Genomic DNA, 10,914 nt, shown 5'->3' with positions numbered 1-10,914 from the left:
GGATAGTAACATGAACATGACAAAAGGTGCACTCATCCTCAGCCTTTCATTTTTGCTTGCCGCATGTAGTTCAATTCCGCAAAATATCAAAGGCAATAACCAACCTGATATTCAAAAAAGTTTTGTTGCTGTTCATAACCAGCCGGGGTTATATGTTGGTCAACAAGCGCGCTTTGGTGGGAAGGTTATCAACGTTATCAATGGCAAAACGGATACGTTGTTAGAAATCGCTGTATTACCGTTGGATAGCTATGCGAAGCCTGATATTGAAGCCAACTATCAGGGCCGACTGCTCGCCAGACAAAGCGGCTTCCTTGATCCAGTGAACTATCGTAATCACTTTGTTACCATCCTCGGTACCATTCAGGGTGAACAACCAGGCTTTATCAATAAAGTCCCGTATAACTTCCTAGAAGTGAATATGCAGGGCATCCAGGTGTGGCATTTGAGAGAAGTGGTTAATACCACCTATAACCTGTGGGATTACGGCTATGGTGCATTCTGGCCGGAACCGGGCTGGGGTGCGCCTTACTACACCAATGCGGTGAGTCAGGTAACACCTGAGCTGGTCAAATAACACCACCGAAAGATGCAGATGCTTTCTCAGCATCTGCATCATGTATTACATAAAATTAATATACAGTAAGCTAACTATTATTATTATAAGCCCTGTCCTGTTAATTACCTTTGGCAAACTGATTATAAAGTTAATGTCCGCACCAGGAGTCGGTTATGTTTCTTATAATTACCAGGGATACGATGTTCTTCACCGCGATGAAAAACATTCTGAGTAAAGGTAATGTCGTTCATATACAGAACGAAGAAGAGATCGACGTAATGTTGCATCAGAATGCCTTCGTCATTATTGATACATTAATGAATAATGTATTTCATTCTAATTTTCTCACTCAAATTGAACGATTAAAACCTGTCCATGTGATTATTTTCTCCCCCTTTAATATTAAACGCTGTCTGGGGAAAGTACCGGTGACCTTTGTTCCGCGGACTATCACTATCATTGATTTTGTCGCACTCATCAATGGCAGTTACTGCTCTGTGCCTGAAGCGAATGTGTCACTTTCGCGCAAGCAACATCAGGTTCTGAGCTGCATTGCGAATCAAATGACAACGGAAGATATTCTGGAGAAACTGAAAATATCGCTAAAAACGTTCTACTGCCATAAACACAATATCATGATGATCCTCAATCTTAAGCGGATCAATGAGCTGGTACGCCATCAGCATATTGATTATCTGGTGTGAATTTCAGGCTTACGGTGAGTCTGGCTACGCTGCCACACAGATTAGCTAATTGAAACGCCTTTCACCCCTGCCATACCTTTTAATAATCGCAACAGGTCTTCTATCGACGTTGTGGCATGAAGCTGGATATCAATGGCGACCACTTCATGATCTTCATTTTCCTGCAACGAAACTAAATCCGTTTTTATTTTTTGCTGCTTAAACCAGTCGAGCATTGATACCGTATTACCGTTCACTAATGTCAGCTGTAAATGGTAATTTTTGTTCATCAGGCGGAAGGTTAATTGATGGAAGACTTCCAGCACCAACAAGGTCATCACTGAACCATAAATACCCAGTTCGTACATACCGCTGCCAATAACCATACCTATGGCGGCGGTCACCCAGATATCCGCTGCCGTCGTCAGACCTACAATATTTTGGTTACGAACGAGAATGTTACCTGCACCGATAAACCCGACGCCCGTCACCACCTGAGCAGCAATACGGCTGGGGTCGAGTCCGACGTGATCTAAAGACAGCACGTCAGCAAAACCATATTTCGAAACAATCATAAACAGGGCGCTTCCCATGCCAATTAATACATGTGTGCGTAACCCTGCTCCTTTGCCGCGCATTTGCCTTTCCATGCCAATAGCGCCACAGGCAATTGCCGCGAGTATAAGACGTATAATAAATTCTGCTGTCATATAAAAATGCAAAAAGGAGCAGCAAGATGGCTCAACTTGCTACTCCTTTTTACTTGTACCTCATTAATTCGGCAAGTCATTAGATGCTTGATTTTTGAAGGTATACAAATTTTTCTGCGGGTTTTTCTTACAGTATTCGATCACTTTAGGAATTTGAGTGAGATCGGTTTCATTTAAAGTAACGGTATCGCCACCTTTATATACTGTTTCTTCATGCAGCATCCACCATGCAACCGGGGTCATTGTTTTTGGATTCAGATCAATAAATTCCTGGCAGGTCATATCTTTAGCGGATTCATTGGCTGCCAGCGCAGATTGTGCGTTCACCAGTGACAAAGCCGCTACAGCGCCCATAAAAATAAACGCTTTACGGAGAGATGAAATATTCATTTTGTAACCCATTCAATATAGAGATTATATATGAACAGGAGGAATAGCTGCTTTTAAAGAAGATATTCCGGCCTGTTCAATATGCAAGGAAGTACGATGTAACGCATTCCCGGAATTACATATCTTTCTTAATTTTGTCCCATTCGCCTTTAACTTTATCTTTAAAGTTGGCTTGTTTATCCTGAGTACAAGCCTGAACGATAGCTGGGGTTACGGTTGCAATACCCTGAACATCTAAAACCGCATCTTCTGGTTTATCTTTGTTGTTCAGCGCTTCAGCAAAACCAACTGCAGTTGGCTGGAAGGATTCGTCCACAGCCAGGAAATCTTCACAGGTCCAGGAGTTGACCGGTTTTTTGTTATCAGCTGCTTTTTGCGCATCCGCTGCATTGCTTACAACTGGCAGAAGAAGCAGACCACCAAGAATAACGCCTAATACTTTTTTCATCGTAATATCCTCAACTATAAAGTGAAAGAGCCGTCACGAATCAATTTCGACACTGAGGTTATAACCTGGTTTTCTGTATATGTCATGTTGATAGAAAATATCAAAATCAGATATTTTTATTTCAATACAATGAGTTACAGATGCATCAGATACTGTAATTAGGAAATTTTTATTAAATCGACTGCATTCTTAGACGCGTTTTTGGCATAGATTGATAGCAGGGGATTTTCTTCTTAATTTTATAGGGTGGTTCTATGTTATATATAGATAAGGCAACAATTTTGAAGTTTGATCTGGAGATGCTTAAAAAACATCGCAGAGCAATCCAGTTTATTGCCGTGCTGTTGTTTATCGTCGGGTTGCTGTGTATCAGTTTCCCGTTCGTCTCTGGCGATATTTTAAGCACAGTAGTGGGTGCATTATTAATCTGCTCGGGCATTGCGCTTATTGTCGGGTTATTCAGCAACCGCAGTCATAATTTCTGGCCGGTATTATCCGGTTTCCTCGTCGCAGTCGCCTATTTATTGATCGGCTATTTCTTCATCCGCGCACCGGAGCTGGGCATTTTTGCCATTGCGGCATTTATTGCCGGTTTGTTCTGTGTTGCAGGGGTTATTCGCCTGATGAGTTGGTATCGTCAGCGTTCAATGAAAGGCAGCTGGCTACAGCTCGTTATTGGTGTGCTGGATATCGTCATTGCCTGGATATTCCTTGGTGCAACGCCGATGGTGTCTGTAACGCTGGTTTCCACACTGGTGGGAATTGAACTGATATTTAGCGCCGCCAGCCTGTTCAGCTTCGCCAGTTTGTTCGTTAAGCAGCAATAATTATCCCGGTTGTCACCCGGATCATAGTCACTTGATGTGACTATGATCCGATTAATACTCTCTCCGCTACGCAGCGTTGTAGATCAATTGCGCACTATCATTGAAATAATTACCTGCTAGTGATTATTTCAACCTACTGAATTTCATCTAATTTTTTTCACTCCATGGCAAATTAGCCATTTCAAACATTATCATGGCTGATATTTTCCGTAGTCAGGTTTAATGTTTTAAAAGTGCAGTGGGAAAGTGAACAAAGAGTTCCGTAAGCGTTGATGCTATGGGCGGTTAAATAAGTAATCCGGGTTCATTTTTTTGCAACTGGCATTGATTACATTGCATAAATATCCGTGTCTCCAGACGCTATATAAAAACCTGAAGACATGAATGCGTTATTTACTCAGGTAATTTCAATGCGTTAAAAGAAAGCTGGCAATCCAATTGCCAGCTTAAGTCGAAACAAGGAGACTCGATATTTAAATCGGATTACATTTTAACTTTAGTAATATTCTTCAGAGATCACAAACTGGTTATTGATAACTTATTCTTGGGCAGTAATCCGCAAACGTTAACTTTTTGTTTACTGTTTACAAACTGATAACAACCAGGAATCTTACTTAGGATCAATATATGGAGTGCGTGATGGATAAATCTGAAGTATTGATTAGTGTTAATAGACGTATTAGTTCACGAAGGGCAAAGTTCTTATAGGCGTTTACTATATTGAACAACGATTCGGACAAGGATGTAAATAATGAAAAGGATGACATGTTCGAAACGATAACGGCTAAGGAGCAAGTTATGATTTTTCTCATGACGAAAGATTCTTTTCTTTTACAGGGCTTTTGGCAGTTGAAAGATAATCACGAAATGATAAAAATCAATTCCCTGTCAGAGATCAAAAAAGTAGGCAATAAACCCTTCAAGGTTATCATTGATACCTATCACAATCATATCCTTGATGAAGAAGCGATTAAATTTCTGGAGAAATTAGATGCCGAGAGAATTATTGTTTTGGCACCTTATCACATCAGTAAACTAAAAGCTAAAGCGCCTATTTATTTTGTTAGCCGCAAAGAAAGTATCAAAAATCTTCTTGAGATTACTTATGGTAAACACTTGCCCCATAAGAATTCACAATTATGTTTTTCACATAATCAGTTCAAAATTATGCAACTGATTCTGAAAAATAAAAATGAAAGCAATATCACGTCGACGCTCAATATTTCGCAACAAACATTAAAGATTCAGAAATTCAACATTATGTACAAGCTGAAACTAAGACGTATGAGCGACATCGTCACCCTGGGTATCACATCTTATTTTTAGTCAGGACATAAGCAACTGAAATTGATGGCTGGCATGACGAGGGATGCAGATGCTGATTTCATTACCCCCGGTGATTACTAAAGGAGAGGCTAAAACGACTTTATTCCCCTGGTATGTGTATCCACCAGTAGAACCCTTCGTTGCCCGAATGCTGGCAGGAACTGTTGGCAGAACGGCAACATTTTTTTTGTCGTTGACCTCACCATGTCGATCACTATACCTGTATCCCACCTTACTGGCTGACAACCCCACTATGCCGCTGGTCTGTAAATCCCTCATATCTCTCCTCGCGCGCAATTTAAAGAACCGTTATTTCTCAAGAATTTTCAGGGACTAAAATGAACAGAAGAAGAAAGCTGTTAATACCGTTGTTATTCTGCGGCGCGATGCTCACCGCCTGCGATGACAAATCGGCGGAAAACGCCGCCGCCATGACGCCTGAGGTCGGTGTCGTCACACTCTCCCCCGGTTCGGTCAATGTGTTGAGCGAATTGCCCGGTAGAACCGTTCCTTATGAAGTTGCCGAGATACGTCCCCAGGTGGGCGGTATTATCATTAAACGCAACTTTATCGAAGGCGATAAAGTGAACCAGGGCGATTCGCTGTATCAGATTGATCCTGCACCTTTACAGGCCGAGCTAAACTCCGCCAAAGGCTCGCTGGCGAAAGCGCTCTCTACCGCCAGCAATGCCCGCATCACCTTTAACCGCCAGGCATCGTTGCTGAAGACCAACTACGTTAGCCGTCAGGATTACGACACCGCGCGCACCCAGTTGAATGAAGCAGAAGCCAATGTCACCGTCGCCAAAGCGGCTGTTGAACAGGCGACGATCAATCTGCAATACGCGAATGTCACCTCGCCGATTACGGGCGTCAGCGGGAAATCGTCGGTGACCGTCGGCGCACTCGTTACCGCTAATCAGGCAGATTCGCTGGTTACCGTACAACGTCTGGACCCGATTTATGTCGATCTCACGCAGTCGGTGCAAGATTTCTTACGCATGAAAGAAGAGGTCGCCAGTGGGCAAATCAAACAGGTTCAGGGCAGTACGCCAGTACAGCTCAATCTGGAAAATGGTAAACGCTACAGCCAGACCGGCACGCTGAAATTCTCCGACCCGACGGTGGATGAAACCACGGGCTCCGTGACGTTACGGGCGATTTTCCCCAACCCAAATGGTGACTTGCTGCCTGGCATGTACGTCACGGCATTAGTGGATGAAGGTAGCCGCCAGAATGTATTACTGGTGCCGCAGGAAGGCGTCACCCACAACGCCCAGGGTAAAGCAACGGCGCTCATTCTGGATAAAGACGATGTTGTGCAGCTACGCGAAATTGAAGCCAGCAAAGCCATCGGCGACCAGTGGGTTGTCACCTCTGGCTTGCAGGCTGGCGATCGGGTGATCGTTTCCGGTTTGCAACGCATTCGTCCGGGTATCAAAGCACGAGCAATTTCCTCCAGCCAGGAAAACGCCAGCACCGAATCGAAACAATAACGTTGCAGGCTTAAGGGGACTTTCATGGCTAACTATTTTATTGATCGCCCGGTTTTTGCCTGGGTACTTGCCATTATTATGATGCTTGCAGGTGGTCTGGCGATCATGAACTTACCGGTTGCGCAGTATCCGCAGATTGCGCCACCGACCATTACCGTCAGCGCTACCTATCCAGGTGCCGATGCGCAAACGGTAGAAGACTCGGTCACTCAGGTGATTGAGCAAAATATGAATGGGCTTGATGGCCTGATGTACATGTCTTCAACCAGTGATGCGGCGGGTAATGCCTCTATCACTCTGACCTTCGAGACTGGGACATCTCCTGATATCGCACAGGTTCAGGTGCAAAATAAACTGCAACTCGCTATGCCTTCATTACCTGAAGCGGTGCAGCAGCAGGGGATTAGCGTTGATAAGTCGAGCAGTAATATTCTGATGGTAGCGGCGTTTATTTCTGATAACGGCAGCCTCAACCAGTACGATATCGCGGACTATGTAGCGTCTAATATCAAAGACCCGCTAAGCCGTACCGCGGGCGTTGGTAGCGTACAGCTCTTTGGTTCCGAGTACGCCATGCGTATCTGGCTGGACCCGCAAAAACTCAATAAATACAATCTGGTACCTTCCGATGTTATTTCCCAGATTAAGGTGCAAAACAACCAGATTTCCGGTGGTCAACTGGGTGGCATGCCACAGGCGGCAGACCAGCAACTAAACGCCTCGATCATTGTGCAGACGCGTCTGCAAACGCCGGAAGAATTTGGCAAAATCCTGTTGAAAGTTCAGCAAGATGGTTCGCAAGTGCTGCTGCGTGATGTCGCCCGCGTCGAACTTGGAGCGGAAGATTATTCCACCGTGGCGCGCTATAACGGCAAACCTGCTGCCGGGATCGCCATCAAACTGGCTACCGGAGCAAACGCCCTGGATACCTCGCGGGCAGTCAAAGAGGAGCTGAACCGCTTATCAGCCTATTTCCCCGCAAGTCTGAAGACGGTTTATCCTTACGACACCACGCCGTTTATCGAAATTTCTATTCAGGAAGTTTTTAAAACACTGGTTGAGGCTATCATCCTCGTCTTCCTGGTCATGTATCTGTTTTTGCAGAATTTCCGTGCCACAATCATCCCGACGATTGCCGTACCGGTGGTTATTCTCGGGACGTTTGCGATCTTGTCGGCGGTCGGTTTCACCATCAACACGTTAACTATGTTCGGGATGGTGCTGGCGATAGGGTTACTGGTGGATGACGCCATCGTGGTGGTGGAGAACGTCGAGCGTGTCATTGCGGAAGATAAGCTACCACCGAAGGAAGCGACGCATAAATCGATGGGGCAGATCCAACGTGCGCTGGTCGGTATTGCTGTTGTTCTTTCCGCAGTGTTTATGCCGATGGCCTTTATGAGCGGCGCAACCGGGGAGATCTACCGCCAGTTCTCCATCACGCTGATCTCCTCCATGCTGCTTTCAGTATTTGTGGCAATGAGCCTGACCCCTGCCCTGTGCGCCACCATTCTGAAAGCCGCGCCGGAAGGCGGTCACAAACCTAACGCCCTGTTCGCACGCTTCAACACGCTGTTTGAAAAATCAACTCAGCACTATACCGATAGCACCCGCTCGCTGTTGCGTTGTACCGGTCGCTACATGGTGGTCTACCTGCTGATTTGCGCCGGGATGGCGGTGCTGTTCCTGCGTACACCGACCTCTTTCTTACCAGAAGAGGATCAGGGGGTATTTATGACCACCGCGCAGTTACCTTCCGGTGCCACCATGGTTAACACCACGAAAGTGCTGCAACAGGTGACGGATTATTATCTTACAAAAGAGAAAGATAATGTTCAGTCGGTGTTTACCGTTGGCGGCTTTGGCTTCAGCGGCCAGGGGCAAAACAACGGCCTGGCGTTTATCAGTCTCAAGCCGTGGTCTGAACGTGTCGGTGAGGAAAACTCGGTTACCGCGATCATTCAGCGGGCAATGATTGCGTTAAGCAGTATCAATAAAGCCGTCGTCTTCCCGTTCAACTTACCCGCGGTGGCTGAACTGGGTACCGCGTCAGGTTTTGATATGGAACTGCTGGACAACGGTAACCTGGGGCACGAAAAACTAACCCAGGCACGAAACGAGCTGTTATCACTGGCAGCGCAATCGCCTGACCAGGTCACCGGGGTACGCCCGAACGGCCTGGAAGATACGCCGATGTTCAAAGTGAACGTCAACGCCGCGAAAGCTGAGGCAATGGGTGTGGCGCTGTCTGATATCAACCAGACAATTTCCACCGCCTTCGGCAGCAGCTACGTGAACGACTTCCTCAACCAGGGGCGGGTGAAAAAAGTGTATGTCCAGGCAGGCACGCCGTTCCGTATGTTGCCGGATAACATCAACCAATGGTATGTACGCAACGCCTCTGGCACGATGGCACCGCTTTCTGCCTACTCGTCTACCGAATGGACCTATGGTTCACCGCGATTGGAACGCTACAACGGCATCCCGTCAATGGAGATTTTAGGTGAAGCGGCGGCCGGGAAAAGTACCGGTGACGCTATGAAATTTATGGCAGACCTGGTCGCTAAACTTCCGGCAGGCGTCGGCTACTCATGGACCGGACTGTCGTATCAGGAAGCGTTATCCTCAAACCAGGCTCCTGCACTGTATGCCATTTCACTGGTCGTGGTGTTCCTCGCCCTCGCCGCACTCTATGAGAGCTGGTCAATTCCGTTCTCGGTGATGTTGGTTGTTCCGTTAGGCGTCGTTGGCGCATTACTGGCCACCGATCTGCGCGGCTTAAGTAATGACGTCTACTTCCAGGTTGGTTTGCTGACCACCATCGGGCTTTCCGCCAAGAACGCCATCCTGATTGTCGAATTTGCCGTTGAGATGATGCAGAAAGAAGGGAAAACGCCGATAGAGGCAATCATCGAAGCGGCGCGGATGCGTTTACGCCCAATCCTGATGACCTCTCTGGCCTTTATTCTCGGCGTGCTGCCGCTGGTTATCAGTCATGGTGCCGGTTCTGGCGCGCAAAACGCGGTAGGTACCGGCGTGATGGGCGGGATGTTTGCCGCAACAGTGCTGGCAATTTACTTCGTTCCGGTCTTTTTCGTTGTAGTGGAACATCTCTTTGCCCGCTTTAAAAAAGCGTAACGTGTAAATGAGAGTAAGGTTGAACGTGAAGGTTCAGCCTTACTCTTTCCTGCTAACCATTCACCACTCAACAACCAGCTAACCGTCAGGAATACCAGGCTTAGTACACAGCACTGAAAGTAGAAACCACTCCAGCCATTCGTCATCAATTTGAACAGCACAATACTGACCCACATTCCCGTAATCGTATGAATTGTCAGCTTAATAATCCCAAACATGCCGAGTCTTTTCCTCCTGAAAATACCTATACCGCCTGGCAAACTGCGAAAGAGAACTAGCCGGTAGCCCGGCAGAAATCATCAGGGAAGAGTTTCACATGAAGCAGGTGTGAGATCCTGACCAATATTCAAATGCAAAATATGTCAGGAAAAGGTACCTGGCGAATGTTGCGCAAACTGATGTGGCGTTACACCATAATATTGTCGAAATGTGTTTATAAAGTACGACGTACTGCTATAGCCACATTTTTCTGCAATAGTATGCAGAGGAATTTGACGTAACTCGAGTAATCGTCTGGCCATCGACATCCTGGAAGCGAGTAATATTTTACTGAAACAGGTATTTTCATCCTGCAACTTTTTTTTGATGAGACTCTCGCTGGTATACATTCTTTCCGCGATATCACGCAGATACCAACGTTTGGCGATATCAAAGCTAATAAGGCGTTCAACTTTTCCTGAAACAGTGCTGATGCTATTGAAAAGTAAGGGGATCAGTTCTTTCTTATGAGAAAACATCGATAAACAGGAAAGGTAGAGCATATTGCTCAGTATCGGTGAATTTACCCCGGATTCATTGAAGCTATCAAAAATCGCCGTCACCAGCGGCATGGGGGGTGACTGGTTAATTAATAGACGGTCTTTGCTATGTAACCCTAAATTGCGTGGTAGCTGACGAATATTTTGTAAGTAATGGCAAACTGTCAGCTCATCGATATCCAGTCGTCGCGTATCCGGTGAACAAAACGCAAAATCGTCTGCCAAATTTTTCTCCAGCAGCACGATACTCTCGTTATGCAGCGATATTTTATGCTGTTCATGATAAATATCGAATGAACGACGAATGAGGATCACCGAGCAGACATGAGTCATGATTATCCCTTATATTTCATACTGCGATTATTTCAATTTCAGTATACTAATGAAATGTTGCCAGACTGTTTCTTAGCGCAAAAACTGCCAGATTTGGTAGGACCAAAATTTATCCACAAAGTAGTTTTGCATAACAGTTAATTGATAATAAGTAAATGCAGCACGAATATATTTTCGCACAGCGTATAGCTTATGTTTATAAAAAAATGGCTGATCTTATTTCCAGTAAAAGTTATATTTAACTTA

11 protein-coding genes are annotated in these 10,914 nt (G+C 45.7%); 6 read left to right on the top strand and 5 right to left on the bottom strand.

Annotation, left to right across the window (positions count from 1 at the left end; translation table 11 throughout):
- Positions 1-10 precede the first annotated feature (10 nt).
- Together slp and E0D98_RS17505 are read left to right on the top strand one after the other, a co-directional pair.
- The gene (gene slp, locus E0D98_RS17510) at positions 11-577 is read left to right on the top strand and encodes an outer membrane lipoprotein Slp (protein WP_001057453.1); all 567 of its coding nucleotides are present in this window, start codon (positions 11-13) and stop codon (positions 575-577) included.
- 155 nt (positions 578-732) lie between these two features.
- Complete coding sequence (locus tag E0D98_RS17505; RefSeq protein WP_000478621.1) at positions 733-1,263, top strand: LuxR C-terminal-related transcriptional regulator; 531 nt, start codon at positions 733-735, stop codon at positions 1,261-1,263.
- A 41-nt stretch (positions 1,264-1,304) separates the two neighbouring features.
- Here E0D98_RS17505 and E0D98_RS17500 read toward each other — a convergent pair whose 3' ends face one another.
- From E0D98_RS17500 to hdeA, 3 genes are all read right to left on the bottom strand, one after another.
- Positions 1,305-1,952: an MgtC/SapB family protein gene (locus tag E0D98_RS17500; RefSeq protein WP_001296814.1), complete on the bottom strand. Its 648-nt coding sequence runs from the start codon at positions 1,950-1,952 to the stop codon at positions 1,305-1,307.
- Positions 1,953-2,015: 63 nt separating this feature from the next.
- Complete coding sequence (gene hdeB, locus E0D98_RS17495; protein ID WP_131890787.1) at positions 2,016-2,342, bottom strand: acid-activated periplasmic chaperone HdeB; 327 nt, start codon at positions 2,340-2,342, stop codon at positions 2,016-2,018.
- 115 nt (positions 2,343-2,457) lie between these two features.
- Positions 2,458-2,790 carry an acid-activated periplasmic chaperone HdeA gene (gene hdeA, locus E0D98_RS17490; RefSeq protein WP_000756550.1) on the bottom strand — a complete coding sequence of 111 codons (333 nt, stop codon included), beginning with the start codon at positions 2,788-2,790 and terminating at the stop codon, positions 2,458-2,460.
- A gap of 254 nt (positions 2,791-3,044) precedes the next feature.
- Here hdeA and hdeD point away from each other — a divergent pair, with 254 nt between their 5' ends.
- Complete coding sequence (hdeD, locus tag E0D98_RS17485; protein ID WP_000965672.1) at positions 3,045-3,617, top strand: acid-resistance protein HdeD; 573 nt, start codon at positions 3,045-3,047, stop codon at positions 3,615-3,617.
- Between the two features lie 798 nt (positions 3,618-4,415).
- The gene (gene gadE, locus E0D98_RS17480) at positions 4,416-4,943 is read left to right on the top strand and encodes an acid resistance transcriptional activator GadE (RefSeq protein WP_000576690.1); all 528 of its coding nucleotides are present in this window, start codon (positions 4,416-4,418) and stop codon (positions 4,941-4,943) included.
- Here gadE and E0D98_RS17475 read toward each other — a convergent pair whose 3' ends face one another.
- The gene (locus E0D98_RS17475; RefSeq protein WP_001205333.1) at positions 4,944-5,222 is read right to left on the bottom strand and encodes a hypothetical protein; all 279 of its coding nucleotides are present in this window, start codon (positions 5,220-5,222) and stop codon (positions 4,944-4,946) included. It abuts the gene before it with no gap.
- A gap of 107 nt (positions 5,223-5,329) precedes the next feature.
- Here E0D98_RS17475 and mdtE point away from each other — a divergent pair, with 107 nt between their 5' ends.
- Both mdtE and mdtF read left to right on the top strand, forming a co-directional pair.
- A complete protein-coding gene (mdtE, locus tag E0D98_RS17470; RefSeq protein ID WP_001340474.1) occupies positions 5,330-6,439 on the top strand; it encodes a multidrug transporter subunit MdtE in 1,110 nt (369 codons plus the stop codon).
- Positions 6,440-6,463: 24 nt separating this feature from the next.
- Complete coding sequence (gene mdtF / locus E0D98_RS17465; RefSeq protein WP_000024892.1) at positions 6,464-9,577, top strand: multidrug efflux pump RND permease MdtF; 3,114 nt, start codon at positions 6,464-6,466, stop codon at positions 9,575-9,577.
- 362 nt (positions 9,578-9,939) lie between these two features.
- On the opposite strand, the gene gadW is transcribed toward mdtF, so the two are convergent.
- Positions 9,940-10,668, bottom strand: a complete 729-nt coding sequence (gene gadW / locus E0D98_RS17460; protein WP_000149991.1) for an acid resistance transcriptional activator GadW — start codon at positions 10,666-10,668, stop codon at positions 9,940-9,942.
- Positions 10,669-10,914 lie beyond the last annotated feature (246 nt).

The organism is Escherichia sp. KCJ4928 (genome assembly GCF_004352695.1).
Lineage (GTDB): Bacteria > Pseudomonadota > Gammaproteobacteria > Enterobacterales > Enterobacteriaceae > ECMA0423.
The sequence above is the reverse complement of the archived record's forward strand: the minus strand, read 5'-3'. Positions and strand labels throughout refer to the sequence as shown.

Bases quoted from the DNA above. Each gene is read 5' to 3' on its own strand.
- slp (WP_001057453.1), top strand. From the start codon at position 11: ATGAACATGACAAAAGGTGCACTCATCCTCAGCCTTTCATTTTTGCTT.
- E0D98_RS17505 (WP_000478621.1), top strand. From the start codon at position 733: ATGTTTCTTATAATTACCAGGGATACGATGTTCTTCACCGCGATGAAA.
- E0D98_RS17500 (WP_001296814.1), bottom strand. From the start codon at position 1,952: ATGACAGCAGAATTTATTATACGTCTTATACTCGCGGCAATTGCCTGT.
- hdeB (WP_131890787.1), bottom strand. From the start codon at position 2,342: ATGAATATTTCATCTCTCCGTAAAGCGTTTATTTTTATGGGCGCTGTA.
- hdeA (WP_000756550.1), bottom strand. From the start codon at position 2,790: ATGAAAAAAGTATTAGGCGTTATTCTTGGTGGTCTGCTTCTTCTGCCA.
- hdeD (WP_000965672.1), top strand. From the start codon at position 3,045: ATGTTATATATAGATAAGGCAACAATTTTGAAGTTTGATCTGGAGATG.
- gadE (WP_000576690.1), top strand. From the start codon at position 4,416: ATGATTTTTCTCATGACGAAAGATTCTTTTCTTTTACAGGGCTTTTGG.
- E0D98_RS17475 (WP_001205333.1), bottom strand. From the start codon at position 5,222: ATGAGGGATTTACAGACCAGCGGCATAGTGGGGTTGTCAGCCAGTAAG.
- mdtE (WP_001340474.1), top strand. From the start codon at position 5,330: ATGCTCACCGCCTGCGATGACAAATCGGCGGAAAACGCCGCCGCCATG.
- mdtF (WP_000024892.1), top strand. From the start codon at position 6,464: ATGGCTAACTATTTTATTGATCGCCCGGTTTTTGCCTGGGTACTTGCC.
- gadW (WP_000149991.1), bottom strand. From the start codon at position 10,668: ATGACTCATGTCTGCTCGGTGATCCTCATTCGTCGTTCATTCGATATT.